This is a genomic window from Faecalibacterium gallinarum (genome assembly GCF_022180365.1).
Classification (GTDB): Bacteria; Bacillota; Clostridia; order Oscillospirales; family Ruminococcaceae; genus Faecalibacterium; species Faecalibacterium gallinarum.
The window spans coordinates 1-23766 of record NZ_BQKV01000017.1 but is presented as its reverse complement, the minus strand read 5'-3'; the positions used below and the strand labels follow the sequence as shown (position 1 = coordinate 23766).

20 protein-coding genes, 1 tRNA gene and 2 other annotated features are annotated in these 23766 nt (G+C 60.3%); of the genes, 12 read left to right on the top strand and 9 right to left on the bottom strand.

Annotation, left to right across the window (positions count from 1 at the left end; genetic code table 11):
* Positions 1-56: 56 nt before the first annotated feature.
* From JCM17207_RS01775 to JCM17207_RS01760, 4 genes are all read right to left on the bottom strand, one after another.
* Entirely contained in the window at positions 57-635 is a 579-nt protein-coding gene (locus JCM17207_RS01775) for a cytidylate kinase-like family protein (RefSeq protein WP_238315898.1), read from the bottom strand.
* Between the two features lie 20 nt (positions 636-655).
* On the bottom strand, positions 656-2050 hold the full coding sequence (locus JCM17207_RS01770; RefSeq protein ID WP_238315897.1) for an MATE family efflux transporter: 1395 nt from the start codon (positions 2048-2050) through the stop codon (positions 656-658).
* Positions 2051-2153: 103 nt separating this feature from the next.
* Entirely contained in the window at positions 2154-2510 is a 357-nt protein-coding gene (locus tag JCM17207_RS01765; RefSeq protein WP_238315896.1) for a MarR family winged helix-turn-helix transcriptional regulator, read from the bottom strand.
* Between the two features lie 312 nt (positions 2511-2822).
* Entirely contained in the window at positions 2823-3293 is a 471-nt protein-coding gene (locus JCM17207_RS01760; protein ID WP_238315894.1) for a hypothetical protein, read from the bottom strand.
* Between the two features lie 275 nt (positions 3294-3568).
* Between JCM17207_RS01760 and JCM17207_RS01755 the strand changes: the two genes are divergently transcribed.
* A tRNA-Tyr gene (locus tag JCM17207_RS01755) sits at positions 3569-3654 on the top strand.
* Between the two features lie 75 nt (positions 3655-3729).
* The gene (locus tag JCM17207_RS01750; protein WP_238315893.1) at positions 3730-4293 is read left to right on the top strand and encodes an FUSC family protein; all 564 of its coding nucleotides are present in this window, start codon (positions 3730-3732) and stop codon (positions 4291-4293) included.
* Between the two features lie 203 nt (positions 4294-4496).
* Here JCM17207_RS01750 and JCM17207_RS01745 read toward each other — a convergent pair whose 3' ends face one another.
* Together JCM17207_RS01745 and JCM17207_RS01740 are read right to left on the bottom strand one after the other, a co-directional pair.
* Positions 4497-7763 carry an FtsX-like permease family protein gene (locus JCM17207_RS01745; protein ID WP_238315891.1) on the bottom strand — a complete coding sequence of 1089 codons (3267 nt, stop codon included), beginning with the start codon at positions 7761-7763 and terminating at the stop codon, positions 4497-4499.
* 44 nt (positions 7764-7807) lie between these two features.
* A complete protein-coding gene (locus JCM17207_RS01740) occupies positions 7808-8512 on the bottom strand; it encodes an ABC transporter ATP-binding protein (RefSeq protein ID WP_238315883.1) in 705 nt (234 codons plus the stop codon).
* Positions 8513-8713: 201 nt separating this feature from the next.
* Positions 8714-8980, top strand: a binding site (T-box leader).
* 99 nt (positions 8981-9079) lie between these two features.
* Here JCM17207_RS01740 and JCM17207_RS01735 point away from each other — a divergent pair.
* Genes JCM17207_RS01735 through leuB form a run of 4 tightly spaced genes read left to right on the top strand, consistent with a single transcriptional unit; the run spans position 9080 to position 13648 of the window.
* The gene (locus JCM17207_RS01735; protein ID WP_238315880.1) at positions 9080-10732 is read left to right on the top strand and encodes a 2-isopropylmalate synthase; all 1653 of its coding nucleotides are present in this window, start codon (positions 9080-9082) and stop codon (positions 10730-10732) included.
* Positions 10733-10768: 36 nt separating this feature from the next.
* Positions 10769-12028 (top strand): 3-isopropylmalate dehydratase large subunit, encoded by a 1260-nt coding sequence (gene leuC, locus JCM17207_RS01730; protein ID WP_238315878.1) that lies wholly within the window; start codon positions 10769-10771, stop codon positions 12026-12028.
* A gap of 34 nt (positions 12029-12062) precedes the next feature.
* Positions 12063-12551, top strand: coding sequence for a 3-isopropylmalate dehydratase small subunit (gene leuD, locus JCM17207_RS01725; RefSeq protein ID WP_238315875.1), 489 nt, complete (start codon positions 12063-12065; stop codon positions 12549-12551).
* Positions 12552-12571: 20 nt separating this feature from the next.
* The gene (gene leuB / locus JCM17207_RS01720) at positions 12572-13648 is read left to right on the top strand and encodes a 3-isopropylmalate dehydrogenase (protein ID WP_238315873.1); all 1077 of its coding nucleotides are present in this window, start codon (positions 12572-12574) and stop codon (positions 13646-13648) included.
* A gap of 158 nt (positions 13649-13806) precedes the next feature.
* Here leuB and JCM17207_RS01715 read toward each other — a convergent pair whose 3' ends face one another.
* Entirely contained in the window at positions 13807-14379 is a 573-nt protein-coding gene (locus JCM17207_RS01715; protein WP_238315867.1) for a DUF2812 domain-containing protein, read from the bottom strand.
* Positions 14376-14714 (bottom strand): PadR family transcriptional regulator, encoded by a 339-nt coding sequence (locus JCM17207_RS01710; RefSeq protein WP_238315865.1) that lies wholly within the window; start codon positions 14712-14714, stop codon positions 14376-14378. Before JCM17207_RS01710 ends, JCM17207_RS01715 begins: the two co-directional genes overlap by 4 nt.
* A gap of 303 nt (positions 14715-15017) precedes the next feature.
* Between JCM17207_RS01710 and ilvA the strand changes: the two genes are divergently transcribed.
* Together ilvA and JCM17207_RS01700 are read left to right on the top strand one after the other, a co-directional pair.
* Positions 15018-16223, top strand: a complete 1206-nt coding sequence (ilvA, locus tag JCM17207_RS01705; RefSeq protein ID WP_238315863.1) for a threonine ammonia-lyase — start codon at positions 15018-15020, stop codon at positions 16221-16223.
* Between the two features lie 37 nt (positions 16224-16260).
* Positions 16261-16635, top strand: a complete 375-nt coding sequence (locus tag JCM17207_RS01700; RefSeq protein ID WP_238315861.1) for a RidA family protein — start codon at positions 16261-16263, stop codon at positions 16633-16635.
* A gap of 92 nt (positions 16636-16727) precedes the next feature.
* Here JCM17207_RS01700 and JCM17207_RS01695 read toward each other — a convergent pair whose 3' ends face one another.
* Positions 16728-17939: an ATP-binding protein gene (locus tag JCM17207_RS01695; RefSeq protein ID WP_238315859.1), complete on the bottom strand. Its 1212-nt coding sequence runs from the start codon at positions 17937-17939 to the stop codon at positions 16728-16730.
* Between the two features lie 185 nt (positions 17940-18124).
* Positions 18125-18381, top strand: a binding site (T-box leader).
* Positions 18382-18467: 86 nt separating this feature from the next.
* On the opposite strand from JCM17207_RS01695, the gene ilvB reads away from it, so the two are divergent.
* The 4 genes from ilvB to ilvD all read left to right on the top strand — a co-directional run bounded on the left by ilvB (position 18468) and on the right by ilvD (position 23573).
* Positions 18468-20132 (top strand): biosynthetic-type acetolactate synthase large subunit, encoded by a 1665-nt coding sequence (gene ilvB / locus JCM17207_RS01690; RefSeq protein ID WP_238315857.1) that lies wholly within the window; start codon positions 18468-18470, stop codon positions 20130-20132.
* A 13-nt stretch (positions 20133-20145) separates the two neighbouring features.
* The gene (ilvN, locus tag JCM17207_RS01685) at positions 20146-20718 is read left to right on the top strand and encodes an acetolactate synthase small subunit (RefSeq protein WP_238315848.1); all 573 of its coding nucleotides are present in this window, start codon (positions 20146-20148) and stop codon (positions 20716-20718) included.
* Between the two features lie 87 nt (positions 20719-20805).
* Positions 20806-21825, top strand: a complete 1020-nt coding sequence (gene ilvC, locus JCM17207_RS01680; protein ID WP_238315841.1) for a ketol-acid reductoisomerase — start codon at positions 20806-20808, stop codon at positions 21823-21825.
* Between the two features lie 89 nt (positions 21826-21914).
* Positions 21915-23573, top strand: coding sequence for a dihydroxy-acid dehydratase (ilvD, locus tag JCM17207_RS01675; RefSeq protein ID WP_238315840.1), 1659 nt, complete (start codon positions 21915-21917; stop codon positions 23571-23573).
* Positions 23574-23766 lie beyond the last annotated feature (193 nt).

Sequence of the window (23766 nt, the reverse complement as noted above, 5' to 3'; positions counted from 1 at the left end):
GGCCGTGAGCCGGCCCGAGACGAGCGGATTTTTCTATATCTCAATCAGAGCGTCCTTCAATAAAGGGACTTGATGATCTCCACGCACTTGTCCAGCCCCAGAGTCCCGCTGTTCAGAGTGAGATCATAATTTTGGGCGTGGCCCCATTTCATATCGGTATAAAAGCGGTGGTAGGCCGCCCGGCGCTTATCCTTATCCTTGATCCGCTGCTCCGGCGATTCGGTCCGCTCGCCGTATTCCCGCACGATGCGCTCGGCGCGGAATTTTATGTCCGCATGAATGAAAACCCGCAGGCAGTCCGCCTTATCCCGCAGGATATAATCGGCGCACCGGCCCACAATGACACAGGGGCCTTTTTCTGCCAGCTGAGTGATGATCCGGTACTGGATCTGCCACAGATAATCCGCATTGTTCATGGCGCTGCCCCGGTGAGAGAAGGCGTTCGACAGCAACCCGCCCAGGGAGTACTCCCCCGCTTCTTTGATGTATTCCTGCTGAAACCCGCTCTCTTCTGCGGTTTTTTGGAGCAGTTCGTTGTCGTAGCAGGGAATCCCCAGCTGGGCCGCCACACGTTTTCCGATGGTGCGGCCGCCGCTCCCGAACTCACGGCTGATGGTGATCACTCTGTTTTTCATGGTTTTACCTCCTACTTATATTAAGCCGTCCTGGATTGCAGGGCATGGCTCTTTTTCAGATGTTCCCGCTCGTAGAGCAGCAGGGCCAGAGACATAATAAAGGCCAGACCGTCGGCCACCGGGCCCGTCCAGAGCACGCCCTCGACCCCCAGCGTCCTGGGCAGAAGCAGCGCGGCGGGCACAAAAAAGATGATCTGCCGGGCGAGGGACAAAATCGCCGACTTGATGGGTTTGCCCACCGCCTGGAGGTAAACTGCAATGACGGTCTGGAACCCGGTCAGGGGGCAGAGCATCAGGAAAATACGGAAGGCTTTGACCGCAAATTCATTATAGAGAGCATCCTCCGATCCAAACAGAGAGATCACACTCATGGGGGCAAACTGGAACAGAAGGAACGCCAGAACCGAAACAATCTCCGAGGCGATCAGCGAAATTTCCAGCGCTTTTTTCACCCGGTTAAAATTCATGGCCCCGTAGTTGAAGCCGATAATCGGCTGGGCGCCGGTGGCAATGCCCAAAAGGATCGAGATCATAATCTGGTTGACCTTCATGACAATGCCGGTGGCGGTCAGGGGAATATCCGAGCCGTAAATGGACTGGGCGCCATACTGGGCCAGCAGGTTATTGGTCAAGGCCATGACGATGGTAATCGCAAACTGGGTAATAAAACTGCTCAGACCAAAGACCACAATGCTGCCGCAGGTTTTCCCGCTGGGGCGGAAGGCCTCCGCCCGGAGATGGACGGTCTTGAACCGGGGCATATACGCCACCGACACCACAAACGAGGCAACCTGGCCGATCACGGTGGCAATGGCGGCCCCCCGGACCCCCATCTCAAAGACAAAGATAAACACAGCGTCCAGGATGACATTCAGCACCGCGCCGATGATCATGGAGAACATGGCATATTTGGGGCTGCCGTCGGCGCGGATCATGGAGTTGATGGCGCCGGAAATCATCATAAAGGGCAGGCCGATGCCGATCACCCAGCCATATTCCAGGGCGTAGGGGCGCAGGGTATCGGTGGCGCCAAACAGGGTCAGGATCGGGTCAATCCAGATCAGGAACACGGCGGTCAGAACAAGGCTGGCCACCGTCACCAGCATCACGGCGTTGCCGACCCCTCGCTGGGCCTCTTTGGTGTTCCCCTCGCCCAGTTTGAGGCTCAGGAAAGCCGCCCCGCCGTTGCCGATCATCATCGCCAACGCCAGCGCGATGATGGTGATGGGAAAAACAATGTTGGTGGCGCCGTTGCCCAGATACCCCACCCCATTGCCGATGAAAATCTGGTCTACAATATTGTACAGGGAGTTCACCAGCAGGGCGATGACACTGGGGACGGCAAATTTTACAATCAGCCGTCCGATGGGTTCTGTGGCAAAAGGGCTTCGCTTTTCGGGTACTGCATTTTCCATGGTTGTATTTTCCTCCTAAAATATGTAACTAGTTACTTATTTGACCAAAAAACAGGCAGTGGGCTGAAAGAACCCTCAGCTCACTGCCCGGGCCACAAAGGCGTCAGTTTGAATCAATGTTTTTCAGAATCAAATCTGCGATCTGGTTCAGAGTCTGCTGCTGCTCTTTGGTCAAAGTCCCGCACAGCTCCTCAAAGACTTCCTGATCGTGGGCAAGAATCATCCTGTAAATCCCAGAGGACTTCTCGGTACAGATGATTTTCTTGTAACGCCGGTCTCTTTCGCTGGAAACACACTGCACAAAACCCTTTTTTTCCAGCTGCTGGATATGCTTGGTCATAGCGGGATGGGTGATGTGCTCCAGCTGTTCCAGATCGTTCTGGTGGATTTCGGTTTCACCAGCGGCTTCCAGGCGGCTGATCGACCCCAAAACCCGGAGCTGTACCGAGGTCAGCCCCATTTTTTGTGCCTTTTCATCGAGTTTCTTGCGAAAAGCCCGATTGATAATCGCAATTTTCAAGCCAAAGGGCATCATGATCAAAACACCTCAGTCAATCGAAAGCTCTGAAATAAGTAACCAGTTACTCATTATACAAAGCGCCCCCGTTTTTGTCAAGCCTGGTGCTCCGCCCCTTTTCCGCTAAAACAAAAACGCACCGGGCGCAGACCTTTCGTGGTCTGGGTTCGGTGCGTCTTTCTGTCAAGGGCTCGGGGGGAGTTCCGCCCCTTGTTTCATTTATAAAACTACAAAAAGCAAAAGAAGCAAAATCCTTTATTCAGCTGCCTCGGTCTCGGCCACAACCAGGACCTCGTCCGGCTCGCCGGAAGCCTCAATGGCAGCCATCATAGCGCGGGCGTTGTTGGAAGCCATGGTGGCGCCGGCCACACCGTCGATCTTCTCGGCGGTCTCTGCCTTGGCGATGTTCTCGCTCAGCTGAGGCATCCAGTCGGCGGGAGCGGGGTCCATGGGGTAGACCTCCGGAGAGATCTCGCTCTTTTTGTTGCCGTCTGCGTCGTAGCTCTCAAACACAGCGGACACCACCTTGCCGTCCTTGTACTCCACCACCAGCTGATCCCGCCAGCCGTAAGCCGCCTCGGCCGAAGCGTCATCCATCTGTGCGGTGTAGGTGCCGTCGGCCTTCACAGCCTCCGTCTTCTGCTCCGTAGTGGCAGCCTTGCCGCAGCCAACCAGAGCCAGAGTCGCGGCCGAAATGGCTGCGATAAGTACGATTTTGCTTTTCATACTGTATATCCTCCATCTTGTTTTCCTTTTTGTAAAGGGAAATTTTACTAAATCGGATGATATCAAATCCCTAGTAAGTTTGTCAAGTATAATCATATCAATTTTTTTCGATCTTGCAAATTTCCTATCGTTTTAACAGGGAATGCTCTGAAACAAGGGAATTTTCTCCCCGGTTCCCCGATTTTTCCAGATTTTTTCTCCCAAATTCATTGACAAGCGCTCTGTTTCGTGCTATACTATCGAAGTCGTCCGGTTCCGGCCGGCAAAAAGAATAAGGGCGTGTTCCCGAGTGGCCAATGGGGACAGACTGTAAATCTGCTGCTTTTCAGCTTCGGTGGTTCGAATCCACCCGCGCCCACCAAAAACCCGGTGCTTCACAAGAGCATCGGGTTTTTCGTTATGTTTTCCCATCTATACCCAAACGGAGGGTCATTCTATGCACAACCTGCTGCCTTTCCACCCGAATATCCCCCGGAGCAAGAGCGTCTACACCCAGCTGGGGCTGGCGATCCTGGCGGCGGCCATCATCATCACCTGCTATGACCTGCTGGACCGCAACCCCTGCTTCGCCTGCATCGGCGCCGTGTTCGGCATGGGCACCGGCCTGTGGGGCGGGCTCCACAGCGGCATCAACCGCTCCATCGGTACCCTGCTGGGCGGGGTGCTGGCCCTGCCCTTCTACTACCTCTACAACCTGGCGCCCGGCCATCTGCCCCGGGACCTCTGCCTGCTGGCGGGGCTGTTCCTGGTGATCTACCTGGGCCTGTTGGTGGGCGCAGTGGATGCAGTCCCCGCCGGGACGGTGGTCTACTTTGTGGTCATCTTTACGGTGCCCCAGGACCGGTACATCCAATACACCATCGACCGCATTCTGGACACCAGCATCGGCGCTCTGCTGGCCCTGGGGATGAGCGCCCTGTTCGCCATCTGGTCCGCCCATCGGGCCCCCGGCCTGAACGCCCCGCCCCCCAAATCCAAGGACGATTCGTCCCCGCTTTAAAACTGAATCAACAACGGAAAAACGCCCCCTGCGCTTGCGGTACGCAGGGGGCGTTTTTGCGGTATCTGGTTTGGTGTGTAAAGGAGGAATCATGTGCCAGTTCAGCGGTTGCGGCTCCGCTTTGCTGTGATTAGAGAATACCAGAACTTTTCGAGCAAACTATTTTATTTCTATGAAGGTTTTGTAAACTCTGGCCGGATTTCTTATTCCGGCGCCTTCATGCTCTCCACCATGCTGATGCCCCAGATCTGACGGCGCATTCCGTAGCAGACCGCCAGGGTAAAGACCATGGTCAGCAACACACTGAACAAAAAGCTGGTGGGCTCCACGGTCCGGACAAACATCATCTGGTCGTTCTCCACCGTGCGGATGATGAACTGGTACATGGGTAGGCCGATGGCCAGGCCCGCCATGGAACCGAAGAGGCTGAGCATTTCAATCTCCCGGAAGATATAGCGGTAGACCTCCTTGTCGTAGAAGCCCAGCACCTTGATGGTGGCCAGCTCTTTCCGGCGCTCGGCCAGGTTGACAGTAATCAGGTTGTAGAGAACCACAGCCGCCAAAGCCGCGGCACAGGCGATGACCACGATGACCACATAGTTGATGCACTCGATGGTGTTGTCAAAGATGCTGGCGGTCTCCTCGGCAAAGGAAGTGCTGCTGACATAGTTGCAGGCCATGACCTCCTTGCTCAGGCTGGTGCGCTCGGCGCTGTTGGCACAGGTGGTGGCTGCATAGACGGTGTTCCAGGCTACGTCGCCCCCCACAATCTGCTCCAGAATGGGCTCGGAGACAAACATCCGGGCGAAGAGATAGTTCTCGGTGATGCCGGTGAGGGTCAGCTCCAGCCGGCCGCCGTCCACCGTCTGGACCCAGAAGGTATCTCCCACATCCAGATCCAGGGACTCGGCGGTCTTTTCGGTCAGGATGACGCTGGAATCGTCCAGCGGGATTTCCTCCTGCCCCACCCGGGTGCGGAGGGTAAAGCAGGCAGCCATTTCCTCCGGATCCTCTGCACCGATGAGGGTCAGGCTGCTCTCCTGGCCGTCGGCATTGGAGACCGAGACGGTGCGGGTATAGAAGGCACCCCAGTGCTCGATCTGGGTACTGCTATTCAGCAGTTCGCCCAGCCCCTGCTCCATGGTCAGGGCCTTTTCGTCCGAGAGGGAGATGGTCAGATCGCCGTGGTTGAGCTCGTTGAACTGCTTATCCAGCACGTCGCCGATGGAATCCTGCAAGCCAAAGCCAATCAGCAGCAGGGCCGTACAACCGGCCACGCCCAGGACGGTCATAAAGAACCGCTTTTTATACCGGAACATATTCCGGGCGGTGGTCTTTTGGGTAAAGGACATCCGGCTCCAGATAAAGCGCATCCGCTCCAGCAGAATCCGTTTGCCGGCCACCGGGGCCCGGGGCAGCAGCAGCGCCGCGGATTTCTCTTTCAGGCAGGCGCGGCAGGCCGCCAGAGTGGTCAGGCCCACTACCGCTACGCTCAGCAGCACGCCCGCTGCCGCCAGGCCCGGGTAGAACACCGGGCGGAAGGTGGGCAGGGTATAAACGGTGGCGTAGGCGTTCCAGACCACCAGAGGCAGGGCCACAAAGCCGATCACCATGCCCACAATGCAGCCCAGCAGGCTGGCGGTCAGGCCGTACATCAGGTACTTGGAAGCGATGGAAACATTGGAGTAGCCCAGAGCCTTCAAGGTACCCATTTGCAGCCGGTTTTCATCCACCATGCGGGTCATGGTGGTGGTGGCCACCAGGGCCGCCACCAGGAAGAAGAAGGCCGGGAAGACCCGGGCGATGGCCTCGATCCGGTCGGCGTTCTGTTCAAAGGTCACGATGCTGGTGACTGTTCCGCGGTCCAGCACATACCACTCGCCGGATTCGATCTTGGCCACCTGTTCCTCGGCGTCGTTGATCTGTTTGCGTCCCTCGGCCAGCTGGGCCTCGGCTTCCTGTTTCTGGGCAGCGAACTCTTCCTTGGCGGTCTCAAGCCCTGCGGCGCCCTCGTTGTACTCGATCCAGCCCGCATTCAGCTTGCTGCGGGCGGCGGCCAGCTGGGCCTCGGCCTGGTCAAAGGAAACCCAGGCCGTGGCGTTGCCGGTGTTGAGGGCCAGCTGCCCTTCCAACAGGGCCAGCTTCATCTCCCGCAGAGCCGCCTCGGCCTCGGTGACCAGCTGCTCGTTGGAGAGATCCGGGGAGGAGATCAGCCCCTGCTGATACATCTGGACCTTGCCCTCGTCCAGCTGAGCCTGGTAGCTGGCCAGCTGGTTATACGTATTGTCATAGAGGTTCTGGGCCCGGGCCAAAAGATCCCGCAGCTCGGTGTATTCCTGGTCGTCGGGTTCCACATCTTCCAGAGCCTGGCGGGCGTTTTCCAGAATCCCCTCGGCGTATTCCAGCATGGGGTCGGCCACCTTTTTCAGGTTGACCAGAAGCTTGATCTGCTGAAGCTGATCCTCAAAATCCAGCACCTGCTCCTGGCCGTTCAGAATCTCTTCTGCGCCGCTGGACATGGTGCCGGGGAAATCGTTTTTCTGCTGGTTCAGCTGGGCCTGGCCGGCGGAGTATTCCGCTTCGCCGGCGTTCAGCTCCGCCAGGGCGGCATCCAGCCGCTGCTCGGCCTCGGCCAGCTGAGCCTCGGCCTCGGCGAACTTCTGATTGGCCTCAGCTTCCTTCTGGGCAAATTCTTCTTTTGCGTCTTCCAGGGCGGCGGCGGCGCTGTCGATCAGCTCCTCCCGGCGCTGGGCCGACTGGGTCTCGCTGATTTCCTCCAGCCGCTGGCTCACCGTCTCCACCGCGTCGGTGTACTGGTCGGTGCCGTATTCATATTGGGCGGCATCTGCCACCTTGAGGTAGCAGGAGGAATAATAATCCGCGGTAAAACTGCCGTCCGCCACAAAGACCACCAGATTCAGTTTGCCGGTGCCGGCAGTGCTGCTGTCACTATCGATGGAAAAATGCAGCGGGTCCTGGACGATGCCCACCACCGTCAGAGTCTCGGCGGGCAGGGCGTCCTCTGCCCCGGAGAGGGTCAAAACGCTACCGATGGCCGGGGCGCTGCCGGTGCCCACCGCAGCCACCACACATTCGCCCTCCGCTTCGGGCATCCGGCCCTCTAACAGAACCACCCGGTTCATGTTTTCTTCGGTCTCGGCTGCGGGGTCCGGGGGTAGCTGCTGAACCCGGATGGTCAGCACGTCGCTCTTTTGGATGGTGGCGGTGCAGTCCACCGACTTCACCGGCATAACGGCGCTGACCCCTTCGGTGGCCGCAATGGCCTCAATATCGTCCTCGTTGAGGCCCAGGGTGGAGACCACCCGCAGGTCAAAGAGGTTCTGCTGCTCGAAATAGACCCGCTGGGCCCGGCGCATATCGGGGCCGACGCTCATCAGACCGGTGAGCATCATGACGCCCAGCATGATGATGCCAAAAAAGGAGATAAAGCGGCTTTTGGCGTGCCCCATCTCCCGCCAGATATTTTTACGATACGTTTTGTTCAACACGGTTCTCACCACTCGATCTGCTCTACGGGCACAGGATGTTCGTTCACCTCATTGGACAGGATCTGACCGCTGCGCACCTGGATGATCCGGTCGGCCATGGCGGTCAGGGCGGTGTTGTGGGTGATGACAATGACCGTCCGCCCCGTCTCCCGGCAGGTGCGCTGCAACAGGGCCAGCACCGCTTTGCCGGTCTTGTAGTCCAGCGCGCCGGTGGGCTCGTCACAGAGCAGAAGTTTCGGGTTTTTGGCCAGGGCCCGGGCGATGGACACCCGCTGCTGTTCGCCGCCCGACAGCTGGGCCGGGAAGTTGTTCAGCCGCTCCCCCAGCCCCACACTGCGCAACGTCTCCGCCGGGTCCAGGGGGTGCTTGCAGATCTCGCTGGCCAGCTCCACATTTTCCAGGGCGGTGAGGTTCTGCACCAGGTTATAAAACTGAAACACAAACCCCACGTCGTACCGGCGGTAGCTGGTCAGCTCTTTTTCGGTGAAACGGCTGACCTCCTGGCCGTCCAGAATGATCCGGCCCTCGTCACAGGTGTCCATTCCGCCCAGCATATTCAGCAGGGTGGTCTTGCCCGCGCCCGAGGGACCCACGATGATGCAGAACTCGCCCTTATCCACATAAAAATTCATGTGGTCGGCGGCGTTGATCCGTACGCTGCCGGTTTGGTAATACTTCGACACATCAATAAAATTCACAAAATGTTCCATAATTGCCTCTTTGTCCGGTTGCCAAGATAGAAGCACCCTTTAAATTTATATTTCTTATACTAATATAGTGCATCTCCCTGCGGATTTGCAACAAAAACACGCTTTATTTGAAAAAACTTCACATTTTGTCTTTAACTCCAAAAGCCCCTTGACTTGCCCACTTCAGTGTGTTAAAATAACACCAGTTTTTCAAAAACAGCATCAAATGCGTTGACGGGGAAAAAACAATTTTGTTCCGTTTGCAGAGAGCCGCCGGGTGGTGCGAGGCGGTGCGGGAGGAATTGCCTACTGGCCCCTGAGCGGCAGGGCTGAACCATTGTTTCAGTAGGCCCTGACGGACGCCCACCGTTACAGGGGCAGCGATTCGCCGCCAAAAGCCGATCGTGATGAGTGGCCGCAGTTTCTGCGGCAAAGAGAGTGGTACCACGGGCCGCCTTGTATTAGAATTTACAGGCTCTCGTCTCTCAAGGTTTTCGCCTTGAAAGACGAGAGCCTTTTTTGATCCGCATTTTTCCTGTATCTTATTTCGCGGCCCCGCAAATGCCGCCTGTTTTGGAGGAAATGACTATGATGGACGCTACCAAGTACGCACCGGGATACTACCCCGCCCCCGCCGGCTACGACAGCTGGGTGAAAAAGGACCACATCGAGACGGCCCCCGCCTTTTGCAGCGTGGACCTGCGGGACGGCAACCAGGCCCTGATCGTCCCCATGAGCCTGGACGAGAAGCTGGAGTTCTTCCAGATGCTGGTGAAGATCGGCTTCAAGGAAATCGAGGTGGGGTTCCCCGCCGCCAGCGACACCGAGTATGAATTCCTGCGCACCCTGATCGAGCAGAACATGATCCCCGAGGACGTCACCGTCCAGGTTCTGACCCAGTGCCGCGACCACATCATCCGCCGCACCTTCGAGGCCGTCAAGGGCGCACCCCGGGCGGTGATCCACTTCTACAACTCCACCTCGGTGGCCCAGCGAGAGCAGGTGTTCCACAAGTCGAAGGAAGAGATCAAGAAGATCGCCACCGACGGCGCTACCCTGGTCAAGCAGCTGAGCGAGGAGTACGAGGGCAACTTCCTCTTTGAGTACAGCCCCGAGAGCTTCACCGGCACCGAGCCCGAGTACGCCGTGGAGGTCTGCAACGCAGTGCTGGACATCATGCAGCCCACCCCCGACCGGCCCATGATCATCAACCTGCCGGTCACCGTGGAGATGAGCATGCCCCACGTTTACGCCAACCAGATTGAGTATTGCAGCAAGAACCTGCATTACCGGGACAGCGTCATCCTCTGCACACACCCCCACAACGACCGGGGCACCGGCGTAGCCTGCGCCGAGCTGGCAGTCCTGGCTGGGGCCCAGCGGATCGAGTGCTGCCTCTTCGGCAACGGCGAGCGGACCGGCAACGTGGACGCCATCACCCTGGCCATGAACATGTACAGCCACGGCGTGGACCCGAAGCTGGACTTCTCCGATATGCCCGCCATCTGCGAGACCTACGAGCGGGTGACCCGGATGCACATCTACGAGCGCACCCCCTACGCGGGCCAGCTGGTGTTCGCCGCCTTCTCGGGCAGCCACCAGGACGCCATCGCCAAGGGGATGGCCTACCGCCGGGAGAAGGGCGAGCACCGCTGGACCTGCCCCTATATCCCGGTGGACCCCCACGACATCGGCCGCACCTACGACGCCGACGTCATCCGGATCAACAGCCAGAGCGGCAAGGGCGGCATCGGCTTTGTGCTGGAGCAGAACTACGGCTACAACCTGCCCCCCAAGATGCGGGAGGCCCTGGGCTACAAGGTCAAGGGCGTGTCCGATCACAGCCACAAGGAGCTGAGCGCCGCCGAGGTCTGCGAGATCTTCGAGCGTGAGTTCCTCAACAAGAATAAACCTCTGGACATTGTGGAAGTCCACTACGCCCAGAAAAACGGCATCACCGCCACCGTCACCCTGGACCGGAACGGCCAGCGGAAAGAAGTGGTGGCCATCGGCAACGGCCGTCTGGACGCCGTGGCCAACGCCATCCAGAGCGCCACCGGCATGGACTTCCATCTGGACCACTATTCGGAGCATAGCCTGGACGGCGGCTCCACCTCCCGCGCGGCCTCCTATGTGAGCCTGGTCTGGGGCGACGGCTCCACCACCTGGGGCGCGGGCACCGACACCGACATCATTGTGGCCGGCACCAAAGCCCTGCTTTCGGCCATCAACGGCAAGTAACCTCGAACGGATCTTAGGATAAAAGGAGAGAGCATCATGGGAATGACCCTGACACAGAAAATCCTCGCCGCCCACGCCGGCCTCCCGGAGGTTAAGGCGGGCCAGCTGATCAACGCCAAGCTGGACATTGTCCTGGGCAACGACATCACCACCCCGGTGGCCATCAACGAGTTCGAGAAGGCCGGTTTCAACCAGGTCTTTGACAAAGAGCACATCGCCATTGTGCTGGACCACTTCGTCCCCAACAAGGACATCAAGAGCGCCACCCAGTCCAAGCAGTGCCGGGAGTTCGCCAACAAGTACGATATCCTGAACTTCTATGACGTGGGCCAGATGGGCATTGAGCACGCCCTGCTGCCCGAAAAGGGCATCGTCACCGCCGGCGACTGCGTCATCGGCGCCGATAGCCACACCTGCACCTACGGCGCATTGGGAGCTTTCTCCACCGGCGTCGGCTCCACCGACATGGCCGCAGGCATGGCCACCGGCATGGCCTGGTTCAAGGTCCCCGCCGCCATCAAGTTCGTCCTGACCGGGGCTTTGCAGCCTCCTGTCTCGGGCAAGGATTTGATCCTCTCCATCATCGGCCAGATCGGTGTGGACGGTGCTCTCTATAAGTCCATGGAGTTCACCGGCCCGGGCGTGGCCAGCCTGACCATGGACGACCGCCTCTGCGTCTGCAACATGGCCATCGAGGCCGGCGCCAAAAACGGCATCTTCCCGGTGGACGAGGTCACCAAGGCATACCTGGCGGGCCGCAGCCAGCGCCAGCCGGTCTACTACACCGCCGACGAGGACGCCGAGTACGAGCAGGTCATCGAGATTGACCTGTCGAAACTGGAGCCCACCGTCAGCTACCCCCACCTGCCCGAGAACACCCACCCCGCCGCCGAGGGCAGCAAGATCAAAATCGACCAGGTGGTGATCGGCAGCTGCACCAACGGCCGCCTGGAAGATATGGAGGCCGCCTACAACATCCTCAAGGGTAAGCACATCGCCAAGGGCGTCCGGGGCATCATCATCCCCGCCACCATGGCCGTCTACAAAGAGTGCATCCTGCGGGGCTGGACCGAGGCCTTCATTGATGCAGGCTGCATCGTCTCCACCCCCACCTGCGGCCCCTGCCTGGGCGGTTATATGGGCATCCTGGCCGAGGGCGAGCGGTGCGTTTCCACCACCAACCGCAACTTCGTGGGCCGGATGGGCCACGTCAAGAGCGAGGTCTACCTGGCCAGCCCGGCCACGGCAGCCGCCTCGGCCCTGACCGGATACATCACCGACCCCCGCACCGTCTGAGCCGCCACACCCAACAGGAAAGGACTGCTGTACTATGAACGCAAAAGGTCATGTTTTTAAATATCCGGACAACGTGGACACCGACGTGATTATTCCCGCCCGCCACCTGAACACCCAGGACGCCAAAGAGCTGGCCTCCCACTGCATGGAGGACATTGACGCCGACTTCGTCAAGAAGGTTCAGTCCGGCGACGTGATGGTGGGCGGCTGGAACTTCGGCTGCGGCTCCTCCCGGGAGCACGCCCCCCTCTGCATCAAAACCAGCGGGATCTCGGTGGTCATCGCCAAGAGCTTCGCCCGGATTTTCTACCGCAACAGCATCAACATCGGCCTGCCCATCATGGAGTGCCCCGAGGCAGCCGACGCCATCGCCGCCGGGGATCTGGTGAGCGTGGATTTTGACACCGGCGTCATCACCGACGAGACCACGGGCCGCACCTTCCAGGCCGAGCCCTTCCCGCCCTTCATCCAGGAGATCATCGCCGCCGGCGGCCTGATGAACTCCATCAAAGCCAAAGGCTGAGCCAAAGGGGGTTTATCCGAATGGAAAAGAAAATTGCCGTCATCTGGGGCGACTGCGCCAGCCCCGAAATCGTCAAACAGGCCCTGCGGGTGCTGGACCGGGTAGCCGAGAAATACGGCCACAAGTTCGAGTACATCGACGCGGCCATGGGCGGCGAGGCCATCGACAAATACGGCGATCCCCTGCCCCAGCAGGAGCTGGACAAATGCCTGGCAGCGGACAGCGTCCTGCTGGGCGCGGTGGGCGGCCCCAAGTGGGAGGGCCTGCCGGGCGAGCAGCGCCCCGAAAAGGGCCTTTTGCGGCTGCGGGCCGGGATGGGCCTCTATTCCAACAACCGCCCCGCCAAGATCTGGCCCCAGCTGGCCCCGGCCAGCCCCCTGAAGCCCGAGATCGTGGAAAAGGGGATCGACTTCATCATCGTGCGGGAGCTGATCGGCGGCGTCTACTTCGGTGAACACCGCACCGACACCCTGCCCAATGGCGAAAAGCAGGCGGTGGACCTGATGCCCTATTCCGAGCACGAGATCGAGCGGATCGGCCGGATCGGCTTTGAAACCGCTCAGAAGCGCCGCAAGAAACTCTGCTGCGTGGACAAAGCCAACGTCCTGGACACCAGCCGTCTGTGGCGGAGCGTCATGCACCGACTCCAGGCCGAGTACCCCGACGTGGAGTACAGCGAAATGTTCGTGGATAACTGCGCCATGCAGATCGTCAAGAACCCGGCTCAGTTCGATGTCATCGTCACCGAGAATATGTTCGGCGACATCCTCTCGGACGAGGCTTCCATGATTACCGGTTCCATCGGGATGATCCCCTCCTCCTCTCTGGGCGAGGGCACCCGGGGCCTCTACGAGCCGATCCATGGTTCCGCCCCCGACATCGCGGGCCAGAACATCGTCAACCCCACGGCCTGCATCCTCTCGGCGGCCATGATGCTGCGGTACAGCTTCGGGATGGCCGAGGAGGCCGACGCCATCGAGAACGCGGTGGGGGCTGTGCTGGACAAGGGCCTGCGCACCGCCGACAACATGAGCGAGGGCTGCAAATGCCTCTCCTGCTCCGGCATGGGCGACGCCATCCTGGAAGCATTGGGCTAATATAAACAACCAAACAAAGAAAGACAGCGATCGGATTTCCGCATCCGGCCGCTGTCTTTTGTTTTGGAGAACGTTGCCGCTTTTTTGAAAAAAAGCGGCGCAAAAAACTTTTCAGACAAAACCCGCATTCTGCGGGTTTTACCAGTGGAATATAAATCTTATTCCCGCAGGCTGCGTTCTTCCTTGAGCTTTTTCCGTAGGGCCCAGAGTTTCCATGTCCCGCGTCCTATCCACAGAAGCATAAAGAGATAGAGAATCAAGAGAAAGCCGTTGCCATTGTCCATCTGCCCATCTCTCAAAGAAATAACCTGAACCATCATATTCATTGTACCGAAAGCGATAACCAGCAGGAGGGTCGCTGCCAGCCAGAGCACCCGCTCCACATGGGTCAGGCGGCTGTCCAGGTCCGAGAACAGCTCAAAGGGCCCTTCCACCGTCTTTTTGCGGAAGTAGATCCAGTTTTTCAGCTTGCCCACATATTCTGCGCCGGTGCCCCGGACAAACCAGATGTACTCCTGGTTTTCTTCTTTTTCCGGGCTGCCGTTCATCATCTCCAGCCGGACGGTGTACTCCCCCGGCTGGCAGCGAGTGAACACATATCGGAAGAAATGCACTTCTTCCAGCACCCAGCCCTCGGCCGCCATCCGGTTAAGCCAGGCTTCTTCCTCTTCGTACTGCCAGAGCCAATAAACTCTCCAGACCGTCTTTCGGTTCTTTCCCGCTTCGCTCATTTTTCCTCGCCCTCCTTATCCTCTGTCGTTCCCAGCACGGCCCGCCCGTTGCGGACCAGCTCCTCCAGCCGGACCAGCTCCTGCCGCAGCACCGCCTGCCCCGCCGGGGTGATGCAATATTTTTTCTGGCGGCTGTCTGCGCTGCCCGACGCCCCTTCGATCCAGCCCTTGCCGCTCAGGGTGTTCAGTGCCCCGTAGAGGGTGCCCGCCGCCAGATGCACCCGGCCCCCGCTCATCCGCTCTGTCTCCTGCATGATGCCGTAGCCGTGCCGCGGCTGGTTCAGCGAGAGCAGAATATAAAAGACCGCCTCGGTCAACGCCGAAGTTTCGCTCATCCTGTCCCCTCCTCTCACTATATCGCCTACCGATATATCCGTCTTCATTATATCGGATGCCGATATAATTGTAAAGAGGATTTTCCCGCTTTCGCTCCTGTTTATGATGAATGCATTTCATTTGACAAATCAATTTTGGTATCTTATACTAAAAAACATCCGGCAGTACCCGCCGGGAGCAAGCGGCCTTTCCTTTCGCGTCTGTGCGAGCGACCGCACGGGCCCAAAAGAAGGGGCCGCTTTTCCCATTGGGTGGGCGCGCCGCGCCCGGACTATTTTTCAGGATAAGGAAGTTGCACTACCATGCTGACACTGGATAAAATCTACCACGCCGCCTTTGTGCTCAAAGACGTCGCCCGCAAAACCGACCTGATCGAAGCCCCCCGCCTGGCCAGTGACTGCCAGATTTACCTCAAGACCGAGAACTTGCAGGCCACCGGCAGTTTCAAGGTCCGGGGCGCTTATTACAAGATCAGCCAGCTTTCCGCCGAGGAGCGGGCCAAGGGCGTCATCGCCTGCTCGGCGGGCAATCACGCCCAGGGCGTGGCCCTGGCCGCCACCCGGATGGGGATCAAGAGCATCGTCTGCATGCCGGACGGCGCCCCCATCATGAAGGTGGAGAGCACCAAGCACCTGGGCGCCGAGGTCTGTCTGGTGCCCGGTACCTACGATGACGCCCATGACAAGGCCGTGGAGCTCCAGGCCGAGACCGGCATGACCTTCATCCACCCCTACGACGACGAGCTGGTCATCGCGGGCCAGGGCACCATCGGCCTGGAAATCCTGGACCAGCTGCCCGACCTGGACGCCGTGATCGTCCCCATCGGGGGCGGCGGCCTGATCTCGGGCGTAGCCTTCGCCATCAAATCCCTCCGGCCGGAGGTCAAGGTCTACGGCGTCCAGTCCGCCGGGGCCCCCAGCATGTACCTCTCGCTGCTGGAACACAAGTACCAGACCTTGGCCACCGCCTCCACCTTTGCCGACGGCATCCAGGTTAAGACCCCCGGCGAGCTGACCTATGAGCTCTGTGAAAAATACGTGGACCAGGTGGTCACCGTCAGCGAGGACGAGACCGCCGCCGCCATCCTCTCCCTGATGGAGAATCAGAAGCTGGTGGCCGAGGGCGCAGGCGCCGTATCTGTGGCCGCCGCCCTCTTCCACAAGCTGCCGCTGGAGGGCAAAAAAGTGGTCTGCCTGGTGTCGGGCGGCAACATTGACGTCAACATCCTGAACCGGGTCATCACCCGAGGCCTGGTGATGAGCGGCCGGAAAGCCAACCTGATGATCGCCCTGGAGGATAAGCCCGGCCAGCTGACCCTGGTCTCCAAGATCGTGGCCCAGTGCGGCGGCAACGTGGTGTCGGTCCAGTACGATGGCTCCGACCCCAACATGCCCATCGCCAGCTGTTTCCTGAAACTGGGCCTCGAGACCCGGGACGCCGCCCAGATCGAGCAGATCCGGGCCGAGCTGACCAAAGCCGGGTTCCAGCTGGTCACCGAGCGGGCCTGAACCATTTTTTCAAAACCATAATAAGGAGAGCTGAAACATGAAGGTTATTTCCACCCAGAACGCCCCCGCCGCCATCGGCCCTTACAGCCAGGCCATCGACCTAGGGAACATGGTCTTTGTCTCGGGCCAGATCCCCGTAGACCCCGCCACCGGCGCCATGGCCGACACCATCGAGGCCCAGGCCCGCCAGAGCCTGGCCAACCTGAAGGCCATCCTGGCCGAGGCCGGGCTGACCATGGCCAACGTGGTCAAGACGGTGATCTTCCTGGCCGATATCAACGACTTCGCAGCGGTCAACGCCGTCTATGCCGAGGCGTTCGCCGAGCCCTACCCCGCCCGCAGCTGCGTGCAGGTAGCCGCCATCCCCAAGGGCGCCCGGGTCGAGATTGAGTGCATCGCCGTCCGGAACTAATTTGACACAAAGATAACAAGCAACGCCCCCGCCGCATTTCTCCGGCAGGGGCGTTGTTATTTGTATGGGAATTTATGGTCCAGTTTGTGGGGTTATTTCTGCACCCCGGCCATGCACTGCTCGATAAATTGCCGGGCCACCCGGGGGCTGCGGCCCCCCGCCCGGATGGCGAAGGCCTCGGCCTTGACCAGCAGCTGATCCAAAGGCATCTGGACCCCGTACTGCTTGGCCAGCTCGGTGAGGATGGCCTCGAACCGGGCCTTCTCCGGCCGCTGAAAGGTGACCGTCAGGCCGAACCGGGCCGACAGGCTCATGAGCTCCTGGCGGGTGTCGGCCTCGTGGATGTCATCGCCGGTGCGGTCGGTGAGGGTCTCTTTGATCAGGTGGCGGCGGTTGGAGGTGGCATAGACCGCGATGTTCTGGGCCCGGCCCCCCACGCTGCCCTCCAGAATGGCCTTGAGGGCGGCGAAGTTGTCGTCGTTGGCCGTAAAGCTCAGATCGTCGATGAAGAGGATAAACTTGAGGGGGTTGGCCGCCAGGCTATCCATCAGGTCGGGGATCTGGTAGAGCTGGTTCTTCTTGACCTCCACCAGCCGCAGGCCCTCGGCGGCGTATTCGTTGGCGATGGCCTTGACGGCGCTGGATTTACCGGTGCCCGCGTCGCCGTAGAGCAGCACGTTGTTGGCAGGCATCCCGGCCAGCAGGGCCTTGGTGTTGGCGATGACCTTTTCCCGCTCCCGCTCGTAGCCCGGTAGCTCCGAAAGCCGCTGGGGATCGGGGTATTTCACCGGCACCAGATGGCCCTCGTCCACCGTGAAAACGTGGTATTTGGCGAACATTCCGTACCCCTTGCGGCCCACCTGGTCCAGGCGCTTGAGATAAGCGGCGGCAAGGTCGGTTTCGGCGGTCTCCCACCGGGGCAGGAAGGCCAGGGCCGCCCGCTCCGCCTCGGGCAGGGCCGAAAGCAGATCCTCCAGGGTCAGGCCGCCCAGCTGCTGCAAAAAGTCCAGCTCGCTTTTCAGCGCCCCTTCCAGCACCGCCGGGTGCTGGCCGTGGGCCCACCGGCGGACACAGATATTCTCGCTCTCCAAAACAGCCGCTGAGAGATACTCGCTCCAGTTGGGGGTGGTCTCAAACAGCGCCGCCTCAAACTCCCCCGCCGCGCTGGCCAGGGCGGCCGCAGTGCAGCCGAGCCGGGCGGCGGTATCTACCAGGGCGACCAGTTTTTCCATCACCGGGTCGGCCAAAAGCCCCCGAAAAATCACAAGCCCGTGCAGCCGGGCGTTCCATTCTTTCAGTTCCATGATACCAGCTTCCTTTGATCCAGGTTTGCGCCAAAAAGGCAGTCGTTTGTTCCTTTATCAGTATATCCCGGGGCCCTTATTCCTGCAAGAGATAACGAATGTTTTTCATCTTGTAGTTTGTTCTCTTTGACAAAAGTATTGATTGACAAAACGGGAACTTTTTAGTATAGTAAATTGCAACAAATGTAAATGCGCTGATGGGAAAAAGTAACGCATGACCTCTGTTTTTCAGAGAGCTGCCGGGCGCTGCGAGGCAGCAGACACGCCGTGCGCGAAGTCCTCCCGGAGCAGCCTGTTGAAGGGCATTGTCCTTGTAAGCAGAGCCGGTTGCATCCGTTACCATGCAGGGCCTTGTTTGAGGCCTACGAGCGGGCGCGGCCCAACGCCGCGTCAACGAGAGTGGTACCGCAGAGAGCTTATTGTTAAGGTCTTTGTCTCTTGGTTTGCAGGGGACGAAGGCTTTTTTCTTTATCCGTTCCCCTGTTCCCCGCCCTATCACTCAGCGAAAAGAGAGAGGAGAAACAGATCATGCTGCTGAACGGTTCTCAAATTTTTGTCGAGGTGCTCTGCGAGCAGGGCGTCGATACAATTTTCGGCTACCCCGGCGGCGCTGTGCTGAACCTGTACGACGAACTGTATAAGAATTCGGACCGGATCACCCATATCCTGACGGCCCACGAGCAGGGCGCCTCCCATGCAGCGGATGGCTACGCCCGCGCCACCGGCCGCACCGGCGTCGTGCTGGCCACCAGCGGCCCGGGCGCCACCAACCTGGTCACCGGCATCGCCACCGCTTATATGGACAGCATCCCCATGGTGGCCTTTACCGGCAACGTAGGCACCAGCCTGCTGGGCCGGGACAGCTTCCAGGAAGCCTACATTGAGGGCATCACCATGCCCATCACCAAACACAACTTCACCGTCCGCCGGGTGGAGGATCTGGCCGATACCATGCGGGCAGCCTTCCGGATCGCCCAGAGCGGCCGCAAGGGCCCGGTGCTGGTGGATATCCCCAAGGATGTCACCGCCAACAAGTGCGAGTTCACCCACCAGCAGCCCGAGCAGATCCGCACCGTCACTACCTTTGACGAGGAGCGGGTGGCCCAGGCCGCCGAGATTATCAACGGCGCCCAGCGGCCTCTGATCTACTTTGGCGGCGGCGTCCGGAGCGCGGCCAGCTGCCAGCCCCTGCGGGATCTGGTTCACAAGGCCGGCATCCCCGCCACCTATACCCTGATGGCGGCGGGTGTGGTGCCCTACGGCGACCCCCTGAATCTGGGCATGATCGGCATGCACGGCTGCTACACCGCCAACCGGGCCGTCAACGAGGCCGACGTGGTCATCGCCATCGGCACCCGGTTCTCCGACCGTGTGGCCCTGAAACCCAGCACCTTCGCCAAGAAAGCCACCATCATCCAGATCGACATCGACCCCAGCGAGATCGGCAAGAACGTGGACATCGACCTGTCCATCGTGGGGGATGCGGCCTATATCCTGCGGGCCATGCTGCCCATGATCGAGCCCGCCCAGCACGACGAGTGGATGGCTCTGATCCACGACTGGCAGTCCCACGACTACCATCCGAAGTCCGACCCCAGCCGCCTGATGCCCCACCAGGTCATCGGCGAGGTGTGCAGCCAGTGCGGCCCCGAGGCCGTCTACGTCACCGACGTAGGCCAGCACCAGATGTGGGCCGCCCAGTACCTGCGCCACGCCAAGAGCCGCGGGTTCATCACCAGCGGGGGCCTGGGCACCATGGGCTTTGGCTACGGCGCCGCCATCGGCGCCCAGATGGCCCTCGGGCGGGATCAGCGGGTGGTGATGTTCACCGGCGACGGTTCCTTCCACATGAACCTGAACGAGGCCTGCACCGCCGTCAGCTACGAGCTGCCCATCATCACTGTTATCTTTAATAACCAGGTGCTGGGCATGGTCCGCCAGTGGCAGACCAGCTTCTACGGCAAACGCTACTCCCAGACCGACCCCCACCGCAAGACCGACTACGTCAAGCTGGCCGAGGGCTTCGGGCTGAAGGGCTACCACTGCGAGACTCTGGCCGAGTTCCAGGCCGCTTTCGCCGAGGCACTGACCCGCAAGGGCCCCACCTGGATCGAGTGTGTCATCGACAAGGACGAGAAGGTCCTGCCCATGATCCCCGCCGGCGGCGACATCAACGACATCATCATGGATTGAGGGAGGGAAAACCATGCAACAAACTGTACAGCGCAAGGTGGTCAGCCTTTTGGTGGATAACCAGTCCGGCGTTCTGGCACGGGTTTCCAGCCTGTTCTGCCGCCGGGGTTTCAACATCGACAGCCTGACCGTTTCGGCCACCAACGACCCCACCGTCAGCCGGATCACCATTACCGTCCTGGCCAACAACGAGCGGGAGCTGGAGCAGCTGCTGCTCCAGACCGAGCGGCTGGAGGTGACCCGCCAGGTCTTTGTCTTGGACGAGGCCAAGACCCTGCAGCGGGAGCTGCTGCTTTTGAAAGTGGCCGCCACCGTGGCCAACCGGGCCGAGCTGCGGGAGATCGCCAGCATCTACAAGGCCAAGATCATCGACCTGTCCCCCGACAGCATGGTCTTTGAGCTGACCGGCAAACCCCAGAAGATCGATGCGTTCCTCTTGATGTTCGAGGGGTACACCATTCTGGAGCAGTGCCGCACCGGCGTCACCGCCCTGGAGCGGGGCGGGATGCACCAGCACATGCAGAAGCCCGCCCAGGAGATCCGGGCGGCCCAGCTGCCTCTGCCCGGCACCTGCTGCCCCCGCTGAGCCTGATTTTCCGCCCCGATGCGGGCCGAAAAATAGATTGCTTTGAAACACCAAAATTATAAAATTGCAAAAAAGGAGATCATCACTATGGCAATCAAGAAATACTACGACAGCGACTGCAACCTGGGCGTCCTCGACGGCAAGACCGTGGCCGTGATCGGCTTCGGCAGCCAGGGCCACGCCCACTCCGAGAACCTGGCCGAGAGCGGCGTCAACGTGGTGGTCGGCCTGCGCAAGGGCTCCGGCCACTGGGAGAAGGCCGCCAAGTTCGCCGAGACCCACGACAACTTCAAGGTCATGGAGGTCGAGGAGGCTGCCAAGGCCGGCGACGTGGTCATGATGCTGGTGCCCGACGAGCTGTGCGCTGACATCTACAACAAGCAGGTTGCCCCCTACATGACCGAGGGCAAGGCTCTGGCTTTCGCTCACGGCTTCAACATCCACTTCAAGACCATCGTGGCCCCCAAGAACGTGGACGTCATCATGATCGCCCCCAAGGGCCCCGGCCACACCGTCCGCAGCCAGTACATTGAGGGCCACGGCGTGCCCAGCCTGATCTGCGTGGAGCAGGACTACACCGGCAAGGCCAAGGAGATCGCTCTGGCTTACGCTTCCGGCATCGGCGCAGGCCGCGCCGGCATCCTGGAGACCACCTTCAAGGAAGAGACCGAGACCGACCTGTTCGGCGAGCAGGCGGTTCTGTGCGGTGGCGTCTGCGAGCTGATCCACGCAGGCTTCGACACCCTGGTGGAGGCTGGCTACGCCCCCGAGATGGCTTACTTTGAGACCTGCCACGAGATGAAGCTGATCGTTGACCTGATCAACGAGGGCGGCTTCTCCAAGATGCGTTACTCCATCTCCAACACCGCCGAGTACGGCGACTACCGCACCGGCAAGCGCCTGATCACCGAGGAGACCCGCAAGGAGATGAAGAAGATCCTGACCGAGATCCAGGACGGCACCTTCGCCTCCGAGTTCCTGACCGAGATGAGCGATAAGGGCGGCCGGAAAGTCCACTTCCTGGCACAGCGCCGCATCCAGAACGACCACCCCATCGAGAAGGTGGGCGCTGAGCTGCGCAGCATGATGAGCTGGCTGAAGAAGTAAGCTCTCCCCCTATTTACAACCCGCGAAACGCCGGCTTCGACGCATCTGCCGCCGGAGCCGGCGCTTTGTTTTTCGAGGAGGTTATTCCGATGAGAAGCGACAACGTGACCAAAGGCTCGGAGCGCGCCCCCAACCGAAGCCTGTTTTACGCCCTGGGCTACACCCCCGAAGAGCTGGACCGCCCCCTGATCGGCGTGGTTTCGGCTTACAGTGAGATCGTGCCCGGCCACATGAACCTGGACAAGCTGGCCGACGCCGTCAAAGCGGGCGTCGAGATGGCGGGCGGCACCCCCATTCTGATCCCGGCCATTGGCGTCTGCGACGGCATCGCCATGGGCCATGTGGGCATGAAGTACAGCCTGGCCAGCCGCGAGCTGATCTGCGACAGCGTGGAGACCATGTTCATGGCCCACCAGCTGGACGGCCTGGTTCTGGTGCCCAACTGCGATAAGATCGTCCCCGGCATGGTGATGGCCGCAGTGCGGATGGATATCCCCGCGGTGGTCTGCTCCGGCGGCCCCATGCTGGCGGGCAGCTACGGCGGCGAGGAGGTCAGCCTCTCCAAGATGTTCGAGGCCGTGGGCGCCTATAAAGCCGGCATGATCACCGAGGATCAGCTGGAGGACTGCACCTGCAACTGCTGCCCCAGCTGCGGCAGCTGCTCGGGCATGTACACCGCCAACAGCATGAACTGCCTGTGCGAGGCCATCGGCATCGCCCTGCCCGGCAACGGCACCATTCCCGCCGTCTACTCCAAGCGGCTCCATCTGGGCAAGCATGCCGGCATGGCCATCATGGAACTGGTGAAGAAGGGCGTCACCGCCCGGCAGATCATCAACGAGCGGTCCATCCGGAACGCTCTGGCCTGCGACATGGCCCTGGGCTGCTCCACCAACACGGTGCTGCACCTGCTGGCCATCGCCTATGAGGCAGGGGTACCCATCGACCTGGCCCTCTTCAACGAGATCAGCGCCAAGACCCCCAACCTCTGCCACCTGGCCCCGGCCGGCCCCACCCATATGCCCGACCTCTACGCGGCAGGCGGCATCCCCGCCGTTCAGGCCGAGCTGGCCAAGAAGGGCCTGCTGGATCTGGACGTGATGACCGTCACCGGCAAGACCCTGGGCGAGAACATCCAGGGCGCCCATATCCTGAACGAGAAGGCCATCCGGCCCATCGACAACCCCTACAGCACCACCGGCGGCCTGCAGATCCTCTGGGGCAACATTGCGCCGGACGGCTGCGTGGTCAAGCGGAGCGCCGTGGCCCCCGAGATGCAGCAGCACACCGGCCCGGCTCGGGTCTTTGACAGCGAGGAGACCGCCATTGCGGCCATCTACGCGGGCAAGATCGTGCCGGGGGATGTGGTGGTCATCCGGTACGAGGGCCCCAAGGGCGGCCCCGGCATGCGGGAGATGCTCAACCCCACCTCGGCTCTGGCGGGCATGAAGCTGGACACCACCGTGGCCCTGATCACCGACGGTCGGTTCTCGGGCGCATCCCGCGGCGCGGCCATCGGCCACGTCAGCCCGGAGGCAGCTTCCGGCGGCCCCATCGGCCTGATTGAGGAAGGGGATCTGATCTCCATCGACATCCCCAATGCCAAGATCACCCTGGAAGTCCCGGACGAGGTTCTGGCCCAGCGGAAGGCGAAGTACGTCGCCCCCGAGGCCAACATCAAGACCGGCTGGCTGTCCCGCTACGCCCGGATGGTCACCAGCGCCAACCTGGGCGCGGTGCTCAAGTAAGCGAGCGCACAATTCAATAAAAAAGGCTCCGCTCCTGGAAAAGGTGAACCGCTCCAGTAAAAGTAGACAATGAAAAAAGAAGGCCTCCTGTGGTAGAATAAAACTACTACAGGAGGTCTTTGCTATGCCCAGAAAATACAGCCACATTCAGGAACACGAGAAGGAAATAATAGAGCTTCGCAGCCAGGGAATG

Coding starts and splice junctions, on each gene's coding strand:
- JCM17207_RS01775 (WP_238315898.1), bottom strand. CDS start 635: ATGAAAAACAGAGTGATCACCATCAGCCGTGAGTTCGGGAGCGGCGGC.
- JCM17207_RS01770 (WP_238315897.1), bottom strand. CDS start 2,050: ATGGAAAATGCAGTACCCGAAAAGCGAAGCCCTTTTGCCACAGAACCC.
- JCM17207_RS01765 (WP_238315896.1), bottom strand. CDS start 2,510: ATGGGGCTGACCTCGGTACAGCTCCGGGTTTTGGGGTCGATCAGCCGC.
- JCM17207_RS01760 (WP_238315894.1), bottom strand. CDS start 3,293: ATGAAAAGCAAAATCGTACTTATCGCAGCCATTTCGGCCGCGACTCTG.
- JCM17207_RS01750 (WP_238315893.1), top strand. CDS start 3,730: ATGCACAACCTGCTGCCTTTCCACCCGAATATCCCCCGGAGCAAGAGC.
- JCM17207_RS01745 (WP_238315891.1), bottom strand. CDS start 7,763: ATGGGGCACGCCAAAAGCCGCTTTATCTCCTTTTTTGGCATCATCATG.
- JCM17207_RS01740 (WP_238315883.1), bottom strand. CDS start 8,512: ATGGAACATTTTGTGAATTTTATTGATGTGTCGAAGTATTACCAAACC.
- JCM17207_RS01735 (WP_238315880.1), top strand. CDS start 9,080: ATGATGGACGCTACCAAGTACGCACCGGGATACTACCCCGCCCCCGCC.
- leuC (WP_238315878.1), top strand. CDS start 10,769: ATGGGAATGACCCTGACACAGAAAATCCTCGCCGCCCACGCCGGCCTC.
- leuD (WP_238315875.1), top strand. CDS start 12,063: ATGAACGCAAAAGGTCATGTTTTTAAATATCCGGACAACGTGGACACC.
- leuB (WP_238315873.1), top strand. CDS start 12,572: ATGGAAAAGAAAATTGCCGTCATCTGGGGCGACTGCGCCAGCCCCGAA.
- JCM17207_RS01715 (WP_238315867.1), bottom strand. CDS start 14,379: ATGAGCGAAGCGGGAAAGAACCGAAAGACGGTCTGGAGAGTTTATTGG.
- JCM17207_RS01710 (WP_238315865.1), bottom strand. CDS start 14,714: ATGAGCGAAACTTCGGCGTTGACCGAGGCGGTCTTTTATATTCTGCTC.
- ilvA (WP_238315863.1), top strand. CDS start 15,018: ATGCTGACACTGGATAAAATCTACCACGCCGCCTTTGTGCTCAAAGAC.
- JCM17207_RS01700 (WP_238315861.1), top strand. CDS start 16,261: ATGAAGGTTATTTCCACCCAGAACGCCCCCGCCGCCATCGGCCCTTAC.
- JCM17207_RS01695 (WP_238315859.1), bottom strand. CDS start 17,939: ATGGAACTGAAAGAATGGAACGCCCGGCTGCACGGGCTTGTGATTTTT.
- ilvB (WP_238315857.1), top strand. CDS start 18,468: ATGCTGCTGAACGGTTCTCAAATTTTTGTCGAGGTGCTCTGCGAGCAG.
- ilvN (WP_238315848.1), top strand. CDS start 20,146: ATGCAACAAACTGTACAGCGCAAGGTGGTCAGCCTTTTGGTGGATAAC.
- ilvC (WP_238315841.1), top strand. CDS start 20,806: ATGGCAATCAAGAAATACTACGACAGCGACTGCAACCTGGGCGTCCTC.
- ilvD (WP_238315840.1), top strand. CDS start 21,915: ATGAGAAGCGACAACGTGACCAAAGGCTCGGAGCGCGCCCCCAACCGA.